The sequence below is a fragment of the Aquimarina rhabdastrellae genome, assembly GCA_947387485.1.
In the GTDB taxonomy this organism is placed as follows: domain Bacteria; phylum Bacteroidota; class Bacteroidia; order Flavobacteriales; family Flavobacteriaceae; genus Aquimarina.
In genome coordinates this window covers 1-24,551 of record CANDNT010000015.1, presented here as the reverse complement: position 1 = coordinate 24,551, position 24,551 = coordinate 1, and the positions used below count along the sequence as shown (strand labels likewise).

20 protein-coding genes are annotated in these 24,551 nt (G+C 33.2%); 4 read left to right on the top strand and 16 right to left on the bottom strand.

The features are described from left to right. Positions 1–170 precede the first annotated feature (170 nt). The 3 genes from ACYEKI_RS17305 to ACYEKI_RS17295 all read right to left on the bottom strand — a co-directional run bounded on the left by ACYEKI_RS17305 (position 171) and on the right by ACYEKI_RS17295 (position 4,033). Positions 171–2,210 (bottom strand): M56 family metallopeptidase, encoded by a 2,040-nt coding sequence (locus ACYEKI_RS17305; protein ID WP_459212465.1) that lies wholly within the window; start codon positions 2,208–2,210, stop codon positions 171–173. Continuing rightward, positions 2,207–2,578: a BlaI/MecI/CopY family transcriptional regulator gene (locus tag ACYEKI_RS17300; RefSeq protein ID WP_459212464.1), complete on the bottom strand. Its 372-nt coding sequence runs from the start codon at positions 2,576–2,578 to the stop codon at positions 2,207–2,209. The genes ACYEKI_RS17305 and ACYEKI_RS17300 overlap by 4 nt, the downstream gene beginning before the upstream one ends. 144 nt (positions 2,579–2,722) lie before the next feature. Then, positions 2,723–4,033, bottom strand: a complete 1,311-nt coding sequence (locus tag ACYEKI_RS17295) for a DEAD/DEAH box helicase (RefSeq protein ID WP_459212463.1) — start codon at positions 4,031–4,033, stop codon at positions 2,723–2,725. Between the two features lie 90 nt (positions 4,034–4,123). Between ACYEKI_RS17295 and rlmF the strand changes: the two genes are divergently transcribed. Beyond that, positions 4,124–5,020, top strand: a complete 897-nt coding sequence (gene rlmF / locus ACYEKI_RS17290) for a 23S rRNA (adenine(1618)-N(6))-methyltransferase RlmF (protein WP_459212462.1) — start codon at positions 4,124–4,126, stop codon at positions 5,018–5,020. An 8-nt stretch (positions 5,021–5,028) separates the two neighbouring features. On the opposite strand, the gene ACYEKI_RS17285 is transcribed toward rlmF, so the two are convergent. The 5 genes from ACYEKI_RS17285 to ACYEKI_RS17265 form a co-directional block, all read right to left on the bottom strand. Further along, positions 5,029–5,463 (bottom strand): c-type cytochrome, encoded by a 435-nt coding sequence (locus ACYEKI_RS17285; protein ID WP_459212461.1) that lies wholly within the window; start codon positions 5,461–5,463, stop codon positions 5,029–5,031. 6 nt (positions 5,464–5,469) lie between these two features. Next, positions 5,470–6,033: a Crp/Fnr family transcriptional regulator gene (locus ACYEKI_RS17280; RefSeq protein ID WP_459212460.1), complete on the bottom strand. Its 564-nt coding sequence runs from the start codon at positions 6,031–6,033 to the stop codon at positions 5,470–5,472. 100 nt (positions 6,034–6,133) lie between these two features. After that, complete coding sequence (locus ACYEKI_RS17275; protein WP_459212459.1) at positions 6,134–6,337, bottom strand: hypothetical protein; 204 nt, start codon at positions 6,335–6,337, stop codon at positions 6,134–6,136. Positions 6,338–6,361: 24 nt separating this feature from the next. Continuing rightward, positions 6,362–6,610 carry a hypothetical protein gene (locus ACYEKI_RS17270; RefSeq protein ID WP_459212458.1) on the bottom strand — a complete coding sequence of 83 codons (249 nt, stop codon included), beginning with the start codon at positions 6,608–6,610 and terminating at the stop codon, positions 6,362–6,364. A 43-nt stretch (positions 6,611–6,653) separates the two neighbouring features. Further along, positions 6,654–6,878, bottom strand: coding sequence for a hypothetical protein (locus ACYEKI_RS17265; RefSeq protein ID WP_459212457.1), 225 nt, complete (start codon positions 6,876–6,878; stop codon positions 6,654–6,656). Positions 6,879–6,962: 84 nt separating this feature from the next. Here ACYEKI_RS17265 and ACYEKI_RS17260 point away from each other — a divergent pair, with 84 nt between their 5' ends. Further along, complete coding sequence (locus ACYEKI_RS17260) at positions 6,963–7,388, top strand: hypothetical protein (protein ID WP_459212456.1); 426 nt, start codon at positions 6,963–6,965, stop codon at positions 7,386–7,388. A 147-nt stretch (positions 7,389–7,535) separates the two neighbouring features. Next, positions 7,536–7,970 (top strand): helix-turn-helix domain-containing protein, encoded by a 435-nt coding sequence (locus tag ACYEKI_RS17255; RefSeq protein ID WP_459212455.1) that lies wholly within the window; start codon positions 7,536–7,538, stop codon positions 7,968–7,970. Between the two features lie 54 nt (positions 7,971–8,024). Here the strand turns inward: ACYEKI_RS17255 and ACYEKI_RS17250 are convergent, their stop codons facing one another. Then, positions 8,025–8,186, bottom strand: a complete 162-nt coding sequence (locus tag ACYEKI_RS17250; protein ID WP_459212454.1) for a hypothetical protein — start codon at positions 8,184–8,186, stop codon at positions 8,025–8,027. 328 nt (positions 8,187–8,514) lie between these two features. Between ACYEKI_RS17250 and ACYEKI_RS17245 the strand changes: the two genes are divergently transcribed. Then, entirely contained in the window at positions 8,515–8,973 is a 459-nt protein-coding gene (locus ACYEKI_RS17245) for a DinB family protein (RefSeq protein ID WP_459212453.1), read from the top strand. A 12-nt stretch (positions 8,974–8,985) separates the two neighbouring features. Here ACYEKI_RS17245 and ACYEKI_RS17240 read toward each other — a convergent pair whose 3' ends face one another. From ACYEKI_RS17240 to ACYEKI_RS17210, 7 genes are all read right to left on the bottom strand, one after another. Continuing rightward, complete coding sequence (locus ACYEKI_RS17240; RefSeq protein WP_459212452.1) at positions 8,986–9,450, bottom strand: RNA methyltransferase; 465 nt, start codon at positions 9,448–9,450, stop codon at positions 8,986–8,988. Between the two features lie 80 nt (positions 9,451–9,530). After that, positions 9,531–10,868 (bottom strand): hypothetical protein, encoded by a 1,338-nt coding sequence (locus tag ACYEKI_RS17235; protein ID WP_459212451.1) that lies wholly within the window; start codon positions 10,866–10,868, stop codon positions 9,531–9,533. Positions 10,869–11,176: 308 nt separating this feature from the next. Next, complete coding sequence (locus ACYEKI_RS17230) at positions 11,177–14,569, bottom strand: M36 family metallopeptidase (protein ID WP_459212450.1); 3,393 nt, start codon at positions 14,567–14,569, stop codon at positions 11,177–11,179. A 454-nt stretch (positions 14,570–15,023) separates the two neighbouring features. Further along, positions 15,024–16,127, bottom strand: a complete 1,104-nt coding sequence (locus ACYEKI_RS17225; protein WP_459212449.1) for an OmpA family protein — start codon at positions 16,125–16,127, stop codon at positions 15,024–15,026. Positions 16,128–16,163: 36 nt separating this feature from the next. Further along, positions 16,164–18,113: an OmpA family protein gene (locus ACYEKI_RS17220; protein ID WP_459212448.1), complete on the bottom strand. Its 1,950-nt coding sequence runs from the start codon at positions 18,111–18,113 to the stop codon at positions 16,164–16,166. 18 nt (positions 18,114–18,131) lie between these two features. Then, the gene (locus ACYEKI_RS17215) at positions 18,132–19,091 is read right to left on the bottom strand and encodes a PorP/SprF family type IX secretion system membrane protein (RefSeq protein ID WP_459212447.1); all 960 of its coding nucleotides are present in this window, start codon (positions 19,089–19,091) and stop codon (positions 18,132–18,134) included. A gap of 60 nt (positions 19,092–19,151) precedes the next feature. Then, positions 19,152–24,551: DUF7507 domain-containing protein (locus ACYEKI_RS17210; protein WP_459212446.1), on the bottom strand; the 5,400-nt coding region annotated here is incomplete at its 5' end.

Here is a 24,551-nt window from a genome sequence, read left to right as displayed (position 1 = left end):
TTTTATTCCCTTTAGTATTTATAAAACGTAAGCTTTTCTTTTTTGTTACATTATTTTTTTCTCTTTAAGAAACACTATTACTTTTTATTCTCTACATGAAATTCAAAAACCTATAACAAACATTTGTCTATTATAGGTTTTCTTTTTGTACTATATTTTATCGTTGCTAATTAATGCTTATTTTTCATTTGTTCTTCTATCTCTTTCATCATTTTTTCGGCTTCCTTTTCTGCTTTTCTTTCTACTCTACGTGCCTTCTTTTCCATTTTCTTCATAGTTCTTTTCATTTCTTTCATTCGTTCTTTTTGCAACGCTTCTCTTTCTTTTTCATATTTTCTATGTATACGCTCTCGATCTTCTCGCATTTCTTCTCTCACTTTTCTCATCACCTCACGTTGTTTTTCCATTTCTTCTCTAGCAATCATTCTGGCTCTTTCTGCTTGTTCGTGAGCTTTTACTCGATGTGCCCTAGTTCTTTCTGCTTGCTCATGTGCTCTTATTTGGTGTTCTCTCGCTCTTTCAACAGCTATTTCTCTCCTTTCTTCTGCTCTTACTCTTGCAACTTCTGCTCTCTCTAGTGCTCTCCTAGCACTTTCTTCAGCCTTAACTTGAGCTCTTTCTGCTATAATTCTCGCTTGTTCTTCAGTGATATGAAGTCTTTCTTTTACCAGCATAGCTTCTTCTACTGCTCTATGAGCTGCTGCTTCTGCATCTGCAATAGCTTCTTCAATTAGTTCTTCTTCGATTTCTACTATCTCATAATGTTCTTCGATAGGTGCTATATCTTCTACAATTTCTACTTCTTCTACAGTTTCTATAGCAGCTTCTTCTGGTGCTTCATGACGATGTTCTTTGTGTAATCGAGTTTCTTTTACATGAATTTCTTCTCCATCTCTTACTACTCTTACCTTTCCTGTAAGTACATCTCTTAAAGTAGGCGCTGGAGGTGGTGGCGGTGCAAGATCTCCTTTAAGATCTTGAGCTGGAACTGGTGGCGGCGGTGGTGGTGTATCTGGTAAACTTGCAACTTGTGCAGTACTTAAATCATTATATTGTAATAATTCTACATTAGCTTTTTTAAGGTATGTCGCTACTGTTTTTTCTGCTTTTTTATGATCTATACCATTTTCGCCATAGACTATAGCTTTTACATTTTTTATTCCTTTTTTTCTATATACTTCAGCTTCTTTTTTAAGCAGCTTTGTAATATTTCCTTTGGCTAATTTTCCATTAATAAAGATTTCTTTTTCTCCTTTAACATAGATCATAATTTGATGTGCTCTTTTTTCTTGATCTAGTTCTTCTATTGCTATATTTTCTTTTAAGAAAACGAATTCTTCTTTGGCTTCTATACCATGATTAAACGCTAATGCGCTAAAGCCAATCACTGGTATTAACATTGCTAATTTTATAGCAGTGCGTTTTTTTGAAAAGTGTGTTGTCATCATATATAAACGTTTTTTTGTTAATGAATAATTAACTGCACTCGATAATGCTGTATAATTAAAATCTTGTGGATATTCTATAAGTAATTTTTGATATTTCTTTACTTCTATTTTTTGTGCTAAAACTTCTTGATCTGCGAGAAATTCATGATTGAGTTTTACCGCTTTTTTCATCAAGTACCAAAGAGGATTAAACCAGAATATAATTTGTAATAATTCAAGTAATACGATATCTAATGTATGTTTTTGTTTTACATGTGCTTGCTCATGCAATAGGACTTCTTCTGGTATTTGTTGGGTTTTATATGCCTTTTTGGGTATAAAAATGTAATTCCAAAATGAGTGCGGTACTATTGGTTTTGATAACAATACTCTTGTATGTGAAGGTTTAATTTCCTTCTCATTAGCATCAACTTCATTTTTTATTCGCCTTAAATTCAACAGAAAACGAAATAAAAACACGACCACTCCTATTCCATAAATACCCCATAATATATAGTGCCAATATGGTGTTTCATTTATTACTGTTTGTGTTATTAAAGGGTTATCTTGTGTTATTTGCTGACTTACCTCTTGTGCTGTTACTGGAATCTCTACTATTTTTGTATATGTTAAAGTTATAAGAGGTATTATTCCTGCAAAAATCAAACTTCCTAGTAAGTAAAACCTTTTGATTTTATGCATGTTTTCTTTTTCTAGAAATAGCTTATAGAATCCTAAAAATACAGCTATGCATATTGTTGATTTTATGAGATATGGTATCATTTCTTTTTCTTTTGAAGTTCTTGATCTACAATAGCTCTTAATTCTTCTAACTCTATCTCTGTTAAATTTGTTTCTGATGTAAAAAATGAAGCAAATTGTGACGCAGAATTATTAAAGAAGTTCTTAATCAATCCGTTTACATGTTTTGAAAAATAATCTGTCTTTTTAACTAACGGATAGTATTCTCTCGATTTACCATAAACATTGTATGCGATAAATCCTTTATCTGCCATTCTTTTTAACAATGTGGCTATGGTAGTCGTTGCGGGTTTAGGCTCTGGATAAGCTTCTAATAGATCTTTCATAAAGGCTTTCTCTTGTCTCCAGAGGTATTTCATCAACTGTTCTTCGGCTTTTGATAATTGCATAGTATTCTACATTTGTAAATCTTACTCTACAAATATAGAACAAAACTTTTTAATTCTACAAATGTAGAGTTGTTTTTTTTCTATAAAAAAAGTGCCACTCTTACGGAATAGCGCTAAATATCAACATCTTGAGATCTTATTTCTCTAGATCTCTCTAACTCTTACTTTTTTCTTTTTAAGTCTATTATTATCAACTTTTTGTAATAATTGAGATATTTCTGTCGTTTTCACAGCTACAAAAGCGCAGTCTTTTTTAAGTTCTATAATGCCTAAACTCTCATTATCTAATCCTCCTTGTTTACAAAATAATCCAGCTATATCTCCTTTTGATATTTTGTCTTTTCTACCTCCTGATATAAAAAGAGTTTTCCATGGTGATGGGTTTAATGGTTTATTTTCTTGTGGTTCTATAATTTCTGCTGATGTAATAAACTCTGGTGCATTTTCATTTTCCCACTGTAATACATAAGCTGTTCCTGATTTATGCATTCTAGCTGTGCGTCCATTACGATGAGTAAATTCTTCTTTATGTATGGGTAATTGATAATGGATAATAAATTGCAATTCTGGTATGTCTATTCCTCTTGCCGCAAGATCTGTTGCTAAAAGAATTTGATATGTTCCGTTTCTAAATTTAATCAGTGCTCGTTCTCTATCTTTTTGTTCTATACCTCCATAAAAACATCCATGATCAATCCCTATTGATTTTAAATACGTACTTACATATTGAATCGTATTCTTAAAATTGCAAAAAATTATTCCGGGCTTATTTCCTATATGATACAGTGTGTTCTTTAAGGCTTCTAATTTATCTTTCTCTGAAGCTATAACTGTTTTTATGGTTAAATTTTCATTTTTATCTCCTAAATAATTTACTTCTTGAGTCTCAGTTATTCCTAAAAAACTTGGAATTTCAACTCCCTGAGTTGCCGAAGTCAAGACTTTTTTATTTATAGCAGGTAATGCTTGAACAATTTCTTTCATTTCTTTTTCAAAACCTACCTCTAAGGATTTATCAAATTCGTCAAGTACCAAAATCTTTACTGCACTCATATCCATTGTCTCTCTACGCATGTGGTCTGCTATACGTCCTGGTGTTCCTATCAAAAGCGCTGGAGGATGTTTTATATCTTCTTTATCTTTCGCAAAAGCTCGCCCACCATATACTGTATTAATCTTAAAACCTGTCCCCATCTCTCTTGCGACTTGTTCTATTTGTATCGCCAATTCTCTTGACGGAACAATAATCATAGCTTGCACTTGTATAAGGTCTTGTTCTAATTGCGCTAATATAGGTAACAAAAAGGCTAACGTTTTTCCTGTTCCTGTAGGTGATAATACTACAGTTTCTGGATACGCATGAATGGCATGTTGCACTTCTTCTTGCATAGGATTAAGACGTTCTATCTTTAATTTTTCTAGTATAGCTTTCTGATTCTTGATATTCTTTGTCATGAGGCAAAGATAATTCTTATTATAATGCGTTAATGTTATTTAAAAGATTTAGCTTTTTGATATTTTTGCACCTCTATACTGCTATTATTTATGTCAAAATCTTCTTTTCATCATAAGAATCTACATCAATCTGGATATGATCTAGAATTATTATGCACCCAATATCCTCCTTTGCATAAGTTTGTTTTTGTTAACCAATATGGGACAACTACAATTGATTTTGCAAACCCAAAAGCAGTTAAAAAGCTTAATAGGGCACTTTTATTTACCTATTATAATCTCAATTTTTGGGATTTTCCAGATGTTCACCTCTGCCCCCCTATCCCTAGTAGAGTTGATTATATTCATCATCTTGCGGATTTAATTAAAAAAACTCAGTCTTCGCAAACACCTCATCTTTTGGATATAGGTACTGGAGCTAGTTGTATTTATCCTCTATTAGGTAATGCTTCTTATCAATGGAATTTTACCGCTACAGATGTTGATAAAGCTTCTTTGACTCATGCAAAAAAGATTATAAAAAAGAATTCACTTCAATCCAATATTTCTTTACGACACCAAAACAATATATCACAGATTTTTAACGGCATCATTACTCCTTCTGATCGTTTTATGGCTACCTTATGTAATCCCCCTTTTTACGGTTCTGCCAAAGAAGCACAACAGGCCAATGACAGAAAACAACAAGGTTTAAAAAAAGTTACTGGGAATCGCAATTTTTCTGGTACGTCTAATGAATTATGGTATAAAGGTGGTGAAAAAGCTTTTTTACATACTTATTTATATGAGAGTTCTCTATATAAGACCAATTGTTTCTGGTTTACTATTCTTGTTTCTAAAAAAGAAAACTTAAAAAGTATGTATACTTCACTTAAAAAACTAGGTGCTACTCAAGTTCATACTATAACTATGCATCAAGGTAATAAGGTTACTCGTTTTGTGGCGTGGACATTCTTAACTCCTGCGCAACAAAAACAATGGAAATAATTTGGTTTTCAATATACTTTTCTGATATAATCAAGCATATTCCTTATCTCATCTGCAGACAATTCTTTATATTGATGTTCGGCTAAGTTCCGATTATATTCCTCATTAATTGTTACAGTAACTGGATCCTTAATTTGTAATAGAGAATCTTCTTGTCTAGTAAACGTTATAATAAAATCTACTGGATATCTTTCTAATATATCTTCAAAATGGCCATCCTTTTTAAACATTTTATGGCACATCGAGCAGTTTTCTTCATAAACTTCTTTTCCCTCTTGTTCTTCTTTTGTTAAGATTATAGGTTTCTTTACTACTATAGGAACTACATATTCTTCTGTTTTTTTTACGTTTTGCTTATTTTTATTAAGCATATATAACGTAATCCCTAATACACTTATAAGGAATAATAGAACACTATTGATGACTGTGGTAATTCCTTTCATCCTATTTTACTTCCCTCGTATTCTACTTAGTGTTTCTTGAGACATTCCTAACATAGAAGCTATATGTCCTAAATTGGCTCTTAATGTGACATCTGGAAAAAACTCTAATAATAGATCATATTTTTCTTTGGCTGTCATAAAATAATAGCCTTTATAATAATCATCAATAAGCGCCATTTGTTCTTCTAGAATAATCCTTCCAAAACGTTCTAATTCTGGATATTCTTGATACAATTCTTGCCATTGATCATAGGTTAATGACAAGACATTAGTTTGATCTTCTATAACTTCAAGATATTCTGATGAAGGTTTACGTAAAATATAACTATGCCATGAAGTTACCATTGTATGTTCTGGATAAATCCAATTGGTTATATCTTTTCCATTTTTATAATAAAAGGTACGCATGGTTCCTGAAGTGATATAATATAGTCGCTTACAGGTTTTCCCTATTTCTAGAATTTGATCACCCTTATCAAATTGCTCTTCTTTTATTAATGCAATCAAAGCTTGTTCTGCTTCTTGAGAAAGTGCTATATAGTGTTTTACGTAATTTATAAATGAATTCAAATGATGTTAGTTTCTTGTTAAGTTCTATCTATATTTTAAAGATATAAAAATCTCTTTGACGTCTATACCTCATCTTAACAAAATTCTTTTTATTTCTTTATTAAGAATTCATTCTATCTATCATAAGGTATAGTGCATCGATACGTTGATCATTAATTCTTCTATTATATTTTAAAAACTTTTGGATACTACCTTCTGCCACGCCTATTTCTCTATCAATAGCGTGAGTATTAATAATATCTCTATGCCTATGCAGCCAATTTTCTACTTTTTCTCTTCTTTCATTTGTTGTTTTAAATTTCATTTACTCTTCGTACTCTTTTAATAATTAGACATCTGTACTCATGTTACTTGATTGGATATAGTAAAAGCGTCTTGCTTTGTTGATAAGAATAAGTGCTTCTTTTTTTGGAAACTTTTTTTGATATAATTTTTGAATCCAATTATTCAACATTGTTTCATATCGCATATTATTAGCAACTCCTTTTGTAAAGCTATGCCAATCAATGTTTAATCCATTAATAACTTCTCTAGTAAATTTTTCCTTGTTTGTGCTATTTTCCTCATTCGTAGCCATAAGATTATGTTCAGCTTATTAGAGAAGATCCTCTTAGTTATCTTTAATGATTTTTAATATGATCTTCCATTAATTTATTTGCCAATTCTATAATCTCCCTTGTATTCTTTGTTTTCCTTTCTGGGTATTTGTTTCTCAATACATCTCTTACGTATGTTTTTGACAGGTTTAACTTTTGAGCAATCAATGACCCTATTCCATAGAAATAATCTTCCTTTATTTGTTTCGTTTCAGCTGGTAGCTCCTTGCTTTTTATTTGTTTACTCATAAAAAAAGCATTTACTTTGTTTGTGTACTCAAAAACAAATATAAACATTTTTATTTATTATAAACAAATCTATTTATAAAAATAATGACAGGTGAGTTTCTTAAAGAAAAAATTAAAAGCACAGGTTTTCAACAAGTAGAAGTCGCTTCTAGGTTAGGAATCACTCCTCAAAGCCTTGAAAGTAAACTTAAATCCAAGGATATTAAAGTTAGCTTTCTACTTGAGGTCGCTCGTGCTTTAAACAAAAACATTTATTTTTTTCTTGATGAACTTCAACAACAATACTATATAAAAGACTATAATAACTCTTCTGATAATAGTATGACATCTGATCCTGTTATCCCTGATACTCCTGTGAGTGAAATGGTATCTGAGGAACTTGTTAAAAAGTTAGATCTTGCAGAAAATCACATACAAGTAGTCACTCAAGCCCAAACTCGTACGCTACTTAATCAAGATGAGATATTAGAAAAGCTTGACCAAATTCTACTAGCAACTCAAAAAAAATAGCTTTAATTTTTGTCAATTTTTCCCTACTTCTTCCTCTTTATCAATTCATTTTATTTGCTTACTGCTTAAAAATGTTTTTTCTTTGTTTGCGTACTCAAAAACAAATAGCACCACAAATCTCATTATTATTCATAAAATATCAATCCCATGACCGGCGAGTTCCTTAAAGAAAAAATCAAAAGTTCGGGCTTTCAACAAGTAGAGGTAGCTGCCAAACTTGGTATTTCTCCTCAAAGCTTAGAGAGTAAACTTAAATCTAAAGACATCAAGGTTAGTTTTCTCTTAAAGGTAGCCAAAGCTATCAATCAAAGTATTTATTATTTCCTAGATGAACTTGATAATGATTTTTTTATCAAAAATTATTTAAATCCTGATGAGGATACTTCTAAAGCTTCAAAAGCTGTTACTTCTGATATTTTAGGTATGGTTTCTGAAGAAATCTTTAAAAAATTAAATTCTACAGAAGACTATATTCAAGTAATTACTGAAGCTCAAACTAGATCTCTTGTTAATCAGGATACTATTCTAGATTTATTACAACAACTTATTACCTCTCAAAAAAAATCTTCTGAAGAAAATTAATATACTGCATTTACTATATAGAAATTAAATTTCTTTAGTAAATGCTCTTGTTTTTCATTCTTCTTCTTGAGCTATTTTTACATCATTTAATATTGTTTCAATTATTACTTTGGACTCTTTTAATATTTCTTCTCTTATAATTTTTCGTTCTTCTGGGGTTAATTCTTTTCTAAAATCATTTAATAAAATGGCTTCTTTTAAACTCTTTATTCCCATAACTTTATCCGTTTTTTTATTGCTATCTTGTCTTCTCCCTACACTTACAAAACAAACAATTTCAATTATAAAATAAACTGTTTTGTTTACAACTAGCAATATCTAAAGTTTTATTTGATTTTCTTTATGGTTTTACCGTAATATTATTACGGTTGTGTGTTAAAATATTTAATCCCTTATCTTGACTATCTGGCATAGTTAACTCATTTGTCAAAAAAGTATTAACTTAAGGGGAAAGATTGCGAATTATAAAATGAGGTCAATCTTAATTATTACAGTTTATTTTAATTTCCTCATTTTATTATTAAACCTTAAAAAACTCAAATAGATGAAAAACACAATGATTATCCTTTATGATCGGGCGCTACAAAATTTAAGTAATGAAATAACTCTTTTTCCTAATGATGAATCTCTATGGGTTATAAAAGCAGATGTTACTAATTCTGCAGGAACATTATGTCTCCATCTTGTAGGTAATCTAAATCATTTTATTGGAGCTGTATTAGGTAAGACTGGATATATTAGACAGCGAGACCTTGAATTTTCTACTCGCAATCTTTCTAAAGAAGAACTTTTACGTCTGGTAAATGAGACACATTCTATAGTACATACTACCCTTAATAATCTTATCGAGAGTGAATTTTTATCTGATTATCCTCTTGAATCACCTTCGGCGTCTAATCCTGGTATTGTGTCTAATGCCTTTATGTTATCTCATTTATTGGCTCATCTCAATTATCACTTAGGGCAAATAAATTATTACCGTAGACTATCAAGTTTAATGTAGTAACTAGATTAATTATGATCTAGGTTTTGCTATACCTCTATCATACATTACTATACTTCCTGCTACAGCTACATTGAGACTTAATGTAGATTGAAATTTAATAAGATGATGTGATTTTTCTATTGCTTTTTTAGAAAGTCCGTGATCTTCTGCGCCTAATAAATAAACACATCTTCGTGGATGATGAAATGTTTCTAACGGTACTGCATCCTCTGTTAATTCTACTCCTACTAACATAGCTCCTTTGGGTAGGTGTTCATAGAAGTCTTCAAAAGTGGCATAATGAAAATACGGCATTGCTCCTACAGCTTTATGTGTATCACATGCTTGTTTTGCATATCTATTTCCTATCGTAAAAATAAAGCTAGCTCCCATATTTTGAGCTGATCTCCACAATACTCCCAAGTTTTCTGGGGTTTTACCATTTTGTATTCCTATACCAAAAAAACCTTGTTCTAGCGTATCTACTAATGACATTATCTTTTCTTTATGATCCACCTCACAAACATATTAATTTATTTAGTATGGATCATACTAGTTGTTGTAAACTTTTTAATCTAAAAACTTTCTGGATTAGATTTAACTTCTAGATGTTTTTTAAGTTTTCTTTCTCCTCTTATAGGCATAAAATCCGTACGTAATGGCGCTATTTGTTTAAAGATATAAATATCATCTCCTCCTTTACCTCCTTTACGGTTACTAGAAAAATATCCCATTTTATCTTCTTCGTTTATGATAAATGTAAAGTCATCTTCTGAGCTATTAATAGGTTTACCTAAATTATATGGCATTAAATCTCCTTTTTGATTTGGTGCGATCATAAATACATCTAATCCTCCTAATCCTTCATGTCCATCACTTGCAAAAAACAATCTCCCTTTATCACTTATAAACGGAAATGTTTCTCTTCCTTTAGAGTTTACTTTATCTCCTAAGTTCATTGGTTCTCCATAACTTCCGTCTTCATATATCGCTACTCTATAAAGATCTGATTGGCCAAATCCTCCAGGCATATCGCTAGCAAAATAAAGGTATTTTCCATCTTTTGATAAGGATGGATGTGATATAGAATATTCGTCACTATTGAATGGCAATTCTTCTATATTCTTCCATCGTTTCCCATCAAAAGTTGCTTTGTATATTTTTAATAAGATCGTTCCTTTTTTATTTTCTTGTACTCTTCTTTTGGTATAATTATTTCTTGTAAAATATACTGTGTTTCCATCTTTTGAAAAGGTAGTCGAAGATTCATGTAGTTTTGTATTTATTCTTCCTTTAAGAGGTACAATTTTTCCTGTTGTATCTGCTTTATACAAATCTAAAAATGGTTCTTCATTCCATTGATGGATATAATTAAACCCTCCTCCTTTTTTTCTTGAAGAGGCAAATACTATTTCTCCTTTGTAAAAACTAGGTGCATATTCTGAGTAAATCGAATTAATAGACAATGTATCTATTGTAAATTTTCCTGATCGTGCATTTATATTATTTAAATATGTTTCGGTTTTTTGTAATTGAGATATAGCATCTTTCTTTTGTTGTATATCTTCTACAATTTCATCTGCTTCTTGATATTCCCCTAATCCTTTTAAACTCAATACATATTTAAACAGGTATTCTGAAGTAACTTTTGTTTTATATGTATCTATCATTTTTTTATACCAATATGCGGCTTCTTTAAATGCTGCATTTTGATAGTATGTATCCCCTATTCGCTGATAAATTTCTATAGAATGAACCCCATCTTTGATCAATTTTTTATAGATCTTTCTTGCTTTTATATATGCTAAAGATTCAAATGCTTCGTTTGCTTTCTTTAATTGTTGTTGCTGAGCATATCCTATACTCACCAGCAAAACTAGTATTATTGTATACACATACCGTTTAAAATTCATTGTTTACGTCTTTGTCAATGAATATAACCTCTATGCTTTCCTGCTCTTAATCTTGGGGAATCAAAAGCAATACTTTATCCTAATAAAGATCCCCTAAATCTTTATTACTATATAGCATTAAATTTTATACTCTTTATTTAATCTCCAAATTATAACTTACTGAATTCTAAGTCGATCATTTTTTAAATTACTTGCAAAAAGTATATGTTAAAACGTTTTTTTTATGCTAACACTCACTTTTATATAAACTTAAGAGCGGCTATTGTTTACACAATAGCCGCTCTTTTATTCATTTTATTTACTTAAAATTATTCCATTACAAATCGCTTAATCACACTTTGTTCTTGGTTTTGTATTTTAAGTATATACATTCCTGATTGTAGTTCGTTTACTTGAATAAGGTTATTCTCTACCTTACCTTTTTGCACAGTTTGTCCTACAAGGTTTACTACTTCATAAGAAGTATTTGCAGCTCCATTTAAGATACTAATATGAAGTGTTTCTCCTTTTTTAACAGGGTTAGGATATAATCTTATTTGAAGATCTTCTCCTAAACTTGCTACTTCTTCTACACCTCCAAATGAGCTTGCCAATGCAGAAGTACCACATTGTCCTAATATAGTCCATCCAGTATTTGTTCTTTCATATAGCGTACCATTATATGTTACACGATCTCCTGGTAAGTAGCTTGTTGATCCACTATAAGGATCTACTCCATCACATATATCTGTAGATTCTACAACATTACTATCTGCTATTCTTAAATCATCAATAGTAATATCTCCTTGCCAACTTGATCCTGTTACTACATTTAAGCGCAGTTGTACAGAATTTCCTACATAAGCTGCCAAATCAATATCTGCTGTGTTCCAGTTTGATCCTTGAGATCCCGAAAGACTAAAGATTGATGTCCAAGATGATCCATTATTAGTACTTGCTTCGACATTTAATGTCCCTACTGCATTACCTAACATATGATATTGGAAACTTAAACTAGCAGCACTCATCGCTGTAAGATCAAAACATGGCGAGTTTAAAATCGCTTGTTTATTAGGATATCCTGTTCCGTTTCCTGATGCTTCTACATAGATATATGAATTACCTTCTGCAGCACTGCTTGGTCCTGTTCCACTAGAAGGTGTTCCATTTGCGTCTATTGTCCAATCTAAATCATCTCCTGATCCTTGAGTCCATAATCCTAGTGTATTTTCAAATCCTTGAGCATAAGGATAACTTGATACTCCTCCAGAACAACCAGACGGTGCTCCTCCTTCTGTTATACTTAAATCATCTATAGTGATGTCTCCTTGCCAGCTTGATCCTGTCAATACATTTAATCTCAATTGTACACTTGCGTTACCTACATAAGCTCCTAAGCTAACATTGGCAGTATTCCAATCTGCACCTTGATCTCCAGAAATATTAAAGATTGATGTCCATGCTCCATCATTATCTGTTCTTGCTTCTACAGCTAATGTTCCTACAGCATTACCTTGCATATGATATTGGAAACCAAGACTTGCTGAAGATACATTACTTAAATCTAGACATGGTGAGTTTAAAATTGCACGTTTATTAGGGTATCCTGTTCCATTTCCTGATGCTTCTACATAGATATATGAATTACCTTCTGCAGCACTGCTTGGTCCTGTTCCACTAGAAGGCGTACCATTTGAATCTACTGTCCAATCTAAATCATCTCCTGCTTCTTGTGTCCAATCTCCTGTAGATCCTTCAAATCCTTCATTATATGGGAAGCTTGCTACCGTATTAGTACAACCTCCATTATTGTTACATCCATTCACAAATGAAACTGTTTGATCACTATTTGTATTTGATCCTCCGTTGTTATTTTCGTTTGCACCTAAACCTACTCCTCTTGCAGAGAATACACTCCAGATTAAACAGTTGTATTGTCCATTATATAAGTCTTGATCTGCTTGAAGAATACCATCTCTTCCTGAAACGAATCCTGGATTATTTACCGTATTCTTTAATCCTTCAATAACTAAAGCCATTGCTATGTTATTTCCTCCTGTTCCATTATAGAAATCAGAATCAAATCCTTCTTGATCTACTAATGCCCATGTTAAATCCCATAATATTGTAGCAAAAGCATATCCTACTCCATGTGGTACAGCTAATGAATTGATGTCGCTATAATCTGTTCCGTTTACCGAAGTATCTGTAGAATATGGTGTAGGACGAATTCCTCCTCCATTTGCTCCTTGTCCTAAAGCATAGCTACCAACTCCTCTAGAAGCTGTTCCTGTGTCACCAGCTTTCATCGTTAACATTAATCCAAACCAATCTGACCATCCTTCTCCCATTTGCTCTGATCCTCCTAAACCATTTGTAGAAGGTCCACCTACTAATCTAATCGAGATACCGTGACCATATTCATGTGCTATAATTACGTTATCTAAATCTCCATCTAATCTTGGATTTGCTGTTGTCCATAAGAACATTTGCATTCTTGGATTTCCTCCATCTGCTGGTGTAGAGAAATTTGCATTGTTTGTTCCTGCTCCATCTTGTGCATCTGCATTTACAGAATCACTTCCTATTCCACCATTTCCATAGTTATTTTCTTGGAAGTTTCCACTAGCTTCATTAAATCCATATTGATACCATACATCATGCATAATATTATTCCAATAGAATAAGTTTGTAGTTGCTGCATCTAAGTACGTTCCTGGTTGCTGACTAAAATCAATCGGGAAATCGAAATCTAAAGAAGTTCCTCCATCTGGAGATGATCCTGTTCCGTTATTTCCATTGATATCATCTTGCGCCCATACATTATTACCTCTTGTAATTGTGTATTCTGCTCCTGCTACACCATTTGTATCATGCCATCCATATGGAGAAGCTGTAGCATTTGCTGGATCTGTAACAATCGTTCTACTACCATGAGCAGGGCTCTCAATAGGTACTGGATATACATTATAGCTTCCTCCTCCTACTAATGCTGCTGCTGTAGGAATTGCTGGCACTTCTATAGGTTGGTTCTTAAATAGGTTAACGTTTTCTTCTTTGGCTATAGTCTCATGCTTATGATTTGCATGATCTCCACCTCCAAAATTACAGTGTAATACCCAATCTTCTGTTTCTAAAACTTTTCCTGTAGCTGCATCTACGTTTACATTCCACCAGTGTTCTCCACTTTTTTCATACAAGCTTACATTCCAAGCTAATTTTAATTCATCTCCTACTTTTTGATAAACTTTTTTTACTTCGATAGGTTCTAATGTAATTCCCGAATTTTCATAAATAAGCTTATCTCCATTCTTAGCTTTTGTTGCTACCAATCTAGGAGAGGCTAATTGATGATCTGCTACTACTTTTTGAATGGCTGCTTCTGGAGTTAACGAGGCTTTTGTTTGCGTAATTTTTGATGAAATATCATCAATAAACTTATTAATCTCCCACGTTACTTCATTATTCTTTACGGTAAGTTTATAAACCGCATCTTGTATTTCAATTCCTTGATGATATTGACTTACATATATGTGTTGAATTTCTGGATTAAGCGATGGTACTACATCTTTAATTTTCCATTCTGAGACATCTCCAGAGGTAAGTCTCGAACTTTTTTGTGTTTTGTCCAAATGATTTTGAACTACACTTCTCATGTTTTGAGCAAACATTGTCGTTCCTAAAAACATGGCTAGGAAGACCATTGTATACATTCTTTTCATATGTAAAAGTTTTGAGTTTTATGTTGTATTCAATATACAAAAAATACTGATTACCAATAAATTACACACCAAACAATATCATATTATGTTCAAAACTCATTCTTTTTACTAGAAAACCATTATTTTTTACTTTTATAAAACTTTAATTTTTTTTCTGTCATGATTTATTATTTCTATATTTCATTTTTTGCAGTATTGTTATACCATACTTATACTATTATAAAACACTACATTTTAACGATTTATTTTTTACTATTATTTTCTTCTATATCTCATTTTTTTACTACAAAACCTCTAAAAAAATGATACTATATTGTATTTCATTAACCATTTTATCACATTTTTTAACAAACTTTAACATTTTTAAATTAAAAAAGAGCAGATAAACTGCTCTTTCCTAAAGAATCCTTGCAGATTCTTTCCTCTGTTCATAATTAATCTAAAACTCTATCTTTTAATTATTTATTAATCTAAACTCTGTTCTACGGTTTACTGCATGTTCTCTTTCTGTACATGATACACCATCTGCACATCTGTTTTTTAATTGCTTTTCTCCATATCCATTAGCTACTAATCGACTATTATTGACTCCTTTTGTAATTAAATAATTAACTACAGCTTGTGCTCTTCTTTCTGAAAGTTCTTGGTTACTTGTTTTTGATCCTCTAGAATCTGTATGAGATGCAATTTCCATTTTAGTTCCTGGATTATTGGCCAATACAGGCATTAATCGAGTATCAATTAATTTTCTTGCTTGCGCTGTTAATGTTGCACTTCCTAAATTCCAATTGATCGGTAATGCCGAGTATTCTACTAGAGCACATTCTACTGCTTTCCACTCTGTCAATCCTCCTTTTTTAACTAATACCTCTTTTGATACTGTTTTATATGTTGCTGGTACAGATATTTCTTCTGTATAAGCATCTTTTACTAATACCGTTTTCTTTACAGTTGCATATTCTGCTGGAATTTCTTCTTCTACTACTCGTGCAGGTTCTTTTACTACTAGTTTTTTATAGGTAGCTTTTTTTTCGTTTATCGGATTACGTTCTGTATTTGCATCTTGTTTTAATACTCGAGTAGGAATAGAAACATATTCTGCTGGATATCCTTTATAACACCAATATCTACAATCATCTGGATTACTAGACTCACAATCTGGTGCTGGTGATCCTAATTCCCACTGTGCATATGCTGGTTTAGTCTCAACTACTTCTGATCCATTTCCTAATACTGCTGGTATTACCTTTAATGTCGATGCACTTTGCTTTTTAATATAGGTAACCGTAGTAGTTTCGTATACTGCAGGTATTACTCTTAATTTTTTTGAAGCTTCTTTTACTAATACCCTTTCTGTTACTGTTTCATATGTAGCTGGATATGTTTTTATTTTTTTATAGGCAGGTGTAACCTCTACTTGTTCTTCTTTGTTTTCGTATACATCTGGTGTTGTACAACGAATGTAACATTCTCCTGGCTTAGGATTTTGAGGTAAGTCTTGTCCTTGCATATAACTACTCATTCCTAATACAGTAGCTATTATTAATAATCTTTTCATAGTTAATGGTTTTAATGGTTAGTTAGTTTTAGTTAATTATTTCATTATGATAAATTCACTTCTACGATTTAATTGATGCTCTGCTTCACTACATTTTACTCCATCTTTACATTTATTAAGTAGTTCGTATTCTCCGTATCCTCGCCCAGTTATTCGATCTTTGGCAATACCTCCTTTTTTTATTATATATTTAATGGTACTCTGTGCTCTTCGTTCGCTTAATCTTTTATTATACCAGCGACTTGATCGGCTATCTGTATGTGATCTTACATCTATCTTAAGTTCTGGATATTGTCTTAATGCAGCTATAATTTTCTGTAGTTCTACTTCTGCATCTGCTCTGATATAATATTTATCTAAATCAAAATATATAGGTTCCAATTTCAATACCTTAAATAGGTCATCTCCTGGCCCTACTTCTTTATTAACTAAATCATCTCGTTCTAGTGCTAAAGGAACATCAAAATCATATTCAAGTATCTCGCTTGATGTCACTTGTGCTTCTGTAAAACCATAATTAATCTTACTTGCACGTACGATATATTCTTTACTACAATCTATATTGAATCTATACCTTCCTGTAGCTGTTGTTTCTATTTTTTCTAATTCTTGATTATTTTCATCTACTAAGGTGACTATAGTATTGGCTAATATTTCTCCTGAGTTTTTATCTGTGACTACCCCACTTATATATTGCTGACATTTAGTTATTAATGGTTCTGTTTGTACAAACTTATAGATATCATCACTTCCTTCTCCTCCTTTTCTATTACTTGCAAAATATCCTGTTTTTGAATCTTCATCTATAATAAATGTAAAGTCATCTTCTGGGCTATTTATTGGACGCCCTACATTAAACGGAGTTAAAAAGGTATCTTCTTCTCTTTCTGCTACAAAAACATCTAGTCCTCCTAGACCTGTATGCCCATCACTTGCAAAAAATAATTTTCCTGAAGACGTAATAAATGGAAATGTTTCTCTTCCTTCTGTATTAATTGTTTCTCCTAAGTTTTTTGGTGTTCCAAAATTTCCGTTAGGTAAAACTTCTACTACAAAAATATCTGATTGCCCTCTTGTTCCTGGCATATCACTCGCAAAGTATAACCATCTTCCATCTCTAGATAAACTAGGATGAGATACTGAATATTCATCACTATTAAATGGTAATTCTTCTATTTTTTTCCATTTGTCTCCTGAAGCTACCGCCCTATATAGTTTTAATAAAGCTGTTCCTGCTTTGTTTTCTTTTAAGACACTTTTTGTATAATTATTTCTAGTAAAATACATAGTATCTCCTGTAGCATTAAACGCAGCAGAGGATTCATGAAATTTAGTATTAATATTTCCTCTTAATCCTTCTGGTTCTTTATCTTCTCCATCAGGAGTTATCGTATATAAGTCTAAAAACGGCATTTCGTTCCATTCATGTACAATCCTCTTTGCTGTACCTCCATCTCTAGAGGATGCAAAAACAATAGCATCTTTATGAAAGCTTGGTGCATAATCTGATTGTTTTGAGTTTATATTCATTGAAGAAATATCAAATTTACCCGACTGCACATCGATAAAATGCATATAATCTCTGGTTTTCATAAAGACTTTTCCTCTATCATCAGAGTTTACAACTGCATTAAATTGCTCCATCACTTTATCTGCTTCGTTATATCTCTCTATACTCTTTAAGCATTGCGCATATCTAAAAAGGTATTCTGCTCCTACTTCATTTTCATAATCATTTATCAATTCATGATACCATTTCCCTGCTTCTTCAAAATCACTATTGAAATAATACGAGTCTCCCAGTTTTTCGTATAGAGATTGTGATTTATATCCTTTTTCGGCTACTTCTAGATATACCTTCCTAGCATCTATATATGCGTATTTTTCAAAGTTTTTATCTGCCTTGGCTAATCTTTTTTCTTGTGCTATTACTAAACAAGTAACTAAGATCATCAAGACCGTACTTATTAATCTTTTTGTTTTCATAAATCAATTTGTTTAGTATTAAAAGAATCTAGGTGTAATAATTCTATTATATGTTTTGAATAATTCGAATCGTACTAGTACTTCATAACTTCCATCATTAAAACTAGTATTACCAAGCTCTGTAGTTTCTCTATCATATGCCAAACCTATCAACATAGAATTAGATACTTGAAACCCTAACAAGCCACTAAATGCTGCATCCCATCGATATGCTCCTCCTACAATAAATCTATTATAGAACATAAAACTTGCCGATAGATCTACTTGTAATGGTGCTCCTGATACTGCTTTAACTAATACTGCTGGTTTTAGTTTTATCTCTGTACTCAAATCAAATGCATATCCTGTAATGAAATAATAATTGATTCGTTCTCTAGCAATAAAGCTCGAAGCGTTGTTTTGCCCTACAGTTGCGCTTTCGTCAAAGTGATCTGTTTCTAATAAATTAGGAGCACTTATACCTGCATAGAACTTATCTGTATGATAGTAAAATCCTATTCCTACATTAGGACTAAATTTATTTTCTATAGAGTTCTGAAAATTAGGATCATTGATATCAAACTTGGTTAATTTATCAAAGTCTACATCTAATAAATGTCCACCTGCTTTTAATCCTAAACTTAGTTTTCCTTTTCTTGATGTTCTAATCGTATATGAAAAATCAATATCAAAATAAGTTTCTTCTGTAGGTCCTATTTCATCCCTTACTATAGATACTCCTAATCCTACTTGATTTCGTTTTCCTAATGGTGTATTTCCTGATAAGGTTATTGATCGCGGTGCTCCATCTAGACCTACCCACTGACTTCTATGCAATCCTGTTATACTCATCACTCCTCTACTTCCGGCATAGGCTGGATTAATTGCTATAGTATTATACATGTACTGTGTATATTGTGCATCTTGTTGTCCATATGCCATTACCGAAAATAGACAACTCAACACGGCAACTATTTTAATTGTTTTTAATGTTTTCATAATTGGCTTTTTTTAAGTCTCACAGATGAAAAATCATCTGTGAGATTTTGTTGATGTTGTTTATCTGTTTATGTATAAGTATCCTGATCTACTTTTTCCTACTCCAGATTCGGTTTCATATTCTAAGATGTAGTAATATGTTCCTACTGGTAACATTTCGCTTTCTCGAATAGTTGTTCGTCCTTCTGAAATTCCTTCAAAATACCTAGTTCCTGCTTGTTCGTACCCTTGAGCATCAAACACTAGAACTCCCCATCTGTTATAGATTCTTAATGTATTATTAGGGAATTCTTCTAGACCTACTATTCTAAAGTTATCATTAGTTCCATCTCCATTTGGTGTTATACCATTGTAGATAACAATACCATCTTCTTCATTATTAATAATATCTGTTACTGTTTCATCTTCTCCATCTCCATCATTATCGGTATCTACATCTGTAGGATCTGTAGGATCATCTGAAACATCTGAAACATCATTTCCTCCTGGATCTTGTCCTGTTGCTGTTGCAGAGTTGCTAACACTTCCGTTAAACACATCTGTTGTTGTTAATGTGTAAATAGCTGTAAATGTTGTTTCGTCTCTCTCTCCTGGTAACAAGTCTATTGGTCCTCCGTTCATTTCTATACCTGGTAATGGATCGGTAATTATTATATTAGTAATTGCCACATTCCCTGTATTTTCTATAGTGAATGTATATTCAATAATATCTCCTGCATTAGGCAATCCATCATTATTGATATCTACATACATTCCCATTTTGGTCAACTCAAGGTTAGGTGATGCTAAGCTTGTTACTGTTGGATCATTTGTAGGATCACTGTCTGGATCTTCATCACTATCTGTAAGTTCATCTCCATCATCTGATACATCTATCACATCAACTCCATCTGGATCTTGACCTGTTACAGTAGCACTGTTTATAAATCGTTCGTTATCGATATCATCTTGTGTAATAACATAATCAACTGTAGCCGTTCCTATTTCATTAGGAGCAAGTATTGCGGGTGTTACAGCTATTCCTGTTATTCCTATTATCGGATCATCTATAGTAAGGTTATTTACAGTAAGTTCTCCTGTATTTTCTACAGTAAATGTGAATCTGATAATATCTCCTGGATTAGTACTTCCATCTCCATCTTGATCTATATATGCGCCTGTTTTGGTTAATGTTAATTCTGGAGTTGCTATAATTATAGTATCAGTAGTATCGTCTTCGGTATTACCATCACTATCATCACCATCATCACTGGTATCTGTAACTTCTGTTCCATCTGGACTATCTCCACTACTTAGCACACTATTTTGTACTCCTCCTGCATCTACATCACTCTGAGTTAACACATATGTTGCTATATATGTAGCTGTTGTTCCAACTTCTATCGTTCCTTCTACAGCTCCTGTTCCTGGATCTTGATAGGTAGGTCCTGATGTTAAAGTCAATACAGTTCCGTCATTATCTGTGAGTGTATCTGTTACATCTACATTGGTCAAGGTTACATTTCCTGTATTAGTTACTATAATTTCATAGTTAACAGTATCTCCTACTCCTAATGTCCCATCTCCATTGTCTGTGATACTACTCACTACTTTTTGACTCTCGATTCCTGGTACTCTTGTTATTTCGGTATCAGTAGTATCGTCTTCGGTATTACCATCACTATCATCACCATCATCACTGGTATCTGTAACTTCTGTTCCATCTGGACTATCTCCACTACTTAACACACTATTTTGCACTCCTCCTGCATCTACATCACTCTGAGTTAACACATACGTTGCTACATATGTAGCTGTTGTTCCAACTTCTATCGTTCCTTCTATAGCTCCTGTTCCTGGATCTTGATAGGTAAGTCCTGATGTTAAGGTTAATACATTTCCATTATTATCTAGAAGTGTATCTGTTACATCTACATTAGTCAAGGTTACATTTCCTGTATTGGTTACTGTAATTTCATAGTTAATAGTATCTCCCACTCCTAATGTTCCATCTCCATTGTCTGTGATACTACTTACTACTTTTTGACTCTCGATTCCTGGTACTCTTGTTATCTCTGTATCAGTAGTGTCATCTTCGCTATTACCATCGCTATCATCACCATCATCACTGGTATCTGTAACTGTCGTAGTTCCATCTGGTGCTGTACCTGTAACTATTACACTATTTTGAACTCCTCCTGCATCTACATCACTCTGAGTTAATACATAAGTAGCTATATACGTAGCTATTGTTCCTACTTCTACCATTCCTTCTATAGCTCCTGTTCCTGGATCTTGATAAATAGGTCCTGATGTTAAGGTTAATACATTTCCATTTGCATCTGTTAAGACATCATTCAAGTTTACATTATCTATAGTCACGTTTCCTGTATTGGTAACTGTGATTTCATAGTTAATTGTATCTCCTACTCCTAATTCTCCATCTCCTTCATCTGTAATACTACTTACTGTTTTCACTACATCTAATTCTGGATCTGGTGTTATTAAAGTATCGGTAGTATCGTCTTCGGTATTACCATCACTATCATCTCCATCGTCACTGGTATCTGTTACTGTTGTAGTACCATCTGGTGCTGTTCCGTTAGTTATCACACTATTTTGAACTCCTCTTGCATCTACATCACTCTGAGTTAACACATAAGTAGCTATATACGTAGCTATTGTTCCTACTTCTACCGTTCCTTCTACAGCTCCTGTTCCTGGATCTTGATAAGTAGGTCCTGACGTTAAGGTTAATACATTTCCATTTGCATCTATTAAGACATCATTCAAGCTTACATTATCTATAGTTACATTTCCTGTATTAGTTACTGTGATTTCATAATTGATTGTATCTCCTACTCCTAATTCTCCATCTCCTTCATCTGTAATACTACTTACTGTTTTCACTACATCTAATTCTGGATCTGGTGTTATTAAAGTATCGGTAGTATCGTCTTCGGTATTACCATCACTATCATCTCCATCGTCACTGGTATCTGTTACTGTTGTAGTACCATCTGGTGCTGTTCCGTTAGTTATCACACTATTTTGAACTCCTCTTGCATCTACATCACTCTGAGTTAACACATAAGTAGCTATATACGTAGCTATTGTTCCTACTTCTACCGTTCCTTCTACAGCTCCTGTTCCTGGATCTTGATAAGTAGGTCCTGACGTTAAGGTTAATACATTTCCATTTGCATCTATTAAGACATCATTCAAGCTTACATTATCTATAGTTACATTTCCTGTATTAGTTACTGTGATTTCATAATTGATTGTATCTCCTACTCCTAATTCTCCATCTCCTTCATCTGTAATACTACTTACTGTTTTCACTACATCTAATTCTGGATCTGGTGTTATTATAAGCTCTGTAGGATCATCTTCATTATTTCCATCAGTGTCATCGCCATCATCACTCATATCTGTTACCGCTCCTCCTGCTGGGGTTGAACCTGTTACTACTACAGTGTTATTAACACCTCCTGCATCTACATCACTTTGTGTAATAATATAGGTAGCATCATATAAAGCTGTGTCTAAAACTTCAATAGTACCTTCTATAGCACCTGTTCCTGGATCTTGATAGGTAGGTCCTGATGTTAAGGTTAATACATTTCCATTGGCATCTGTTAAAATATCATTTAAGGTTATATTATTTATTGTAACATTTCCTGTATTCGTAATTTTAATCGAATAATTAATGATATCTCCTACTCCTACTTCTCCGTCTCCATCATCTGTAATACTTGCTATTGTTTTAACAGCTTTTAATTCTGGATCTGGTACTATTACAGTCTCTGTAACATCATCTTCGGTATTACCATCACTATCATCACCATCATCACTGGTATCTGTAACTGTCGTAGTACCATCTGGTGCAGTTCCTGTTGCTATCACACTATTCTCTACTCCTCCTGCATCTACATCACTTTGAGTTAATGTATAAGTAGCTATATAAGTCGCTGTTGTCCCAACTTCTATCGTTCCCTCTACAGTACCTGTTCCTGGATCTTGATAAATAGGTCCTGACGTTAATGTTAATGGATTTCCGTTTGCATCTGTTAAGACATCATTCAAGCTTACACTACTAATTGTCACATTTCCTGTATTGGTTACTGTGATTTCATAATTGATAACATCTCCAACTCCAACAACAGCATCTCCATTATCTGTAATACTACTTACTGTTTTCACTACATCTAATTCTGGTGTTGCAGGTATTACAGTTACTGTAGGGTCATTTGTAGGATCACCATCTGTAGTTCCATCTCCATTTGCAGTCTCTACTGCTTCATCTCCTGCATCAGATACATCTGTTACAGTATCTACTCCTATAGATGAATCTCCTGTAGCTGTAGCACTATTCTCTATATATCCAGCATCTACATCTGCCTGTGTTATAGTTTGTGATACTGTCACTATTGTTGTTCCTCCTACTGCTAAATTCGCTATAGGACTACCTGTTACAATACCTCCATCTGCATTAGGATCAGTCACTTCTATATTAGTCAAAGCAACATTTCCTGTATTACGTACTTCTATATCATAGGTAATAACCTGTCCTACTTCTGTTTGAGAAGTCGTTATTGTTTTTGTAAGTTGTAATGCTACTCTATCTTCTCTCCAGTTAGGTTCTCCTCCTACTATATCTGTATCTGGGAATGGATTACCTGCTGTTTGTCCTCCATTTGTAACATCTGGATTCGCATCATCTGTATCATAATTATCATCTAATCCATCTCCATCTGCATCACTTCCTGAAGGAACCGTATCTGCAACTCCATCGTCATCGGTATCATATGCTTCAATAGCATCATCTTCTCCATCTCCATCAGAATCAGTATCTATATAATCCGGAGCTGTATCGCTATTTAAATTCGTTGCATCTGTATTCACTGGTGTTATAGGTTGCCCTGTAATCGCTCCACAAGGTATACAGTCTACATCATAGCTATCGTCCAAACCGTCTCCATCTGTATCATTTCCGCTCGGTGCTATATAACCAGTTGTACTTTGTCCTTCAATATTATCTACAATTCCGTCATCGTCTGCATCTATGTCTAAGTAGTCTACTCCTCCTGTCCCATCTGTGTTTGGTACTGCTAATGGGCTTCCGCTGGTTACTTCGCCTACGCCGCTTCCGCTATCGATATTATCTACATCATCTGATAACCCATCGCCATCTGCATCCGTAATCGCTCCTGTACCTATTACTCCGTCTCCATCTGGATCTGTCCCGCCTGCTTCGATTACATCCACGATTCCGTCATTATCACTATCTATGTCTAAGTGATTCGCTACGCCGTCTCCATCGTAATCATAGATTGATTCCACTGCATTGTTATCGTCTCCAACTCCTGCATCTCCATCGTCATCATCCAGGTATAATGGTACTCCGTCTCCGTCTGCATCTGTCGTTGGGTCTACTCCACCTGTCTCTACTGTATCTGGTATCCCGTCATTGTCATCGTC

Bases quoted from the DNA above. Each gene is read 5' to 3' on its own strand.
- ACYEKI_RS17305 (WP_459212465.1), bottom strand. From the start codon at position 2,210: ATGATACCATATCTCATAAAATCAACAATATGCATAGCTGTATTTTTA.
- ACYEKI_RS17300 (WP_459212464.1), bottom strand. From the start codon at position 2,578: ATGCAATTATCAAAAGCCGAAGAACAGTTGATGAAATACCTCTGGAGA.
- ACYEKI_RS17295 (WP_459212463.1), bottom strand. From the start codon at position 4,033: ATGACAAAGAATATCAAGAATCAGAAAGCTATACTAGAAAAATTAAAG.
- rlmF (WP_459212462.1), top strand. From the start codon at position 4,124: ATGTCAAAATCTTCTTTTCATCATAAGAATCTACATCAATCTGGATAT.
- ACYEKI_RS17285 (WP_459212461.1), bottom strand. From the start codon at position 5,463: ATGAAAGGAATTACCACAGTCATCAATAGTGTTCTATTATTCCTTATA.
- ACYEKI_RS17275 (WP_459212459.1), bottom strand. From the start codon at position 6,337: ATGAAATTTAAAACAACAAATGAAAGAAGAGAAAAAGTAGAAAATTGG.
- ACYEKI_RS17270 (WP_459212458.1), bottom strand. From the start codon at position 6,610: ATGGCTACGAATGAGGAAAATAGCACAAACAAGGAAAAATTTACTAGA.
- ACYEKI_RS17265 (WP_459212457.1), bottom strand. From the start codon at position 6,878: ATGAGTAAACAAATAAAAAGCAAGGAGCTACCAGCTGAAACGAAACAA.
- ACYEKI_RS17260 (WP_459212456.1), top strand. From the start codon at position 6,963: ATGACAGGTGAGTTTCTTAAAGAAAAAATTAAAAGCACAGGTTTTCAA.
- ACYEKI_RS17255 (WP_459212455.1), top strand. From the start codon at position 7,536: ATGACCGGCGAGTTCCTTAAAGAAAAAATCAAAAGTTCGGGCTTTCAA.
- ACYEKI_RS17250 (WP_459212454.1), bottom strand. From the start codon at position 8,186: ATGGGAATAAAGAGTTTAAAAGAAGCCATTTTATTAAATGATTTTAGA.
- ACYEKI_RS17245 (WP_459212453.1), top strand. From the start codon at position 8,515: ATGAAAAACACAATGATTATCCTTTATGATCGGGCGCTACAAAATTTA.
- ACYEKI_RS17240 (WP_459212452.1), bottom strand. From the start codon at position 9,450: ATGTCATTAGTAGATACGCTAGAACAAGGTTTTTTTGGTATAGGAATA.
- ACYEKI_RS17235 (WP_459212451.1), bottom strand. From the start codon at position 10,868: ATGAATTTTAAACGGTATGTGTATACAATAATACTAGTTTTGCTGGTG.
- ACYEKI_RS17230 (WP_459212450.1), bottom strand. From the start codon at position 14,569: ATGAAAAGAATGTATACAATGGTCTTCCTAGCCATGTTTTTAGGAACG.
- ACYEKI_RS17225 (WP_459212449.1), bottom strand. From the start codon at position 16,127: ATGAAAAGATTATTAATAATAGCTACTGTATTAGGAATGAGTAGTTAT.
- ACYEKI_RS17220 (WP_459212448.1), bottom strand. From the start codon at position 18,113: ATGAAAACAAAAAGATTAATAAGTACGGTCTTGATGATCTTAGTTACT.
- ACYEKI_RS17215 (WP_459212447.1), bottom strand. From the start codon at position 19,091: ATGAAAACATTAAAAACAATTAAAATAGTTGCCGTGTTGAGTTGTCTA.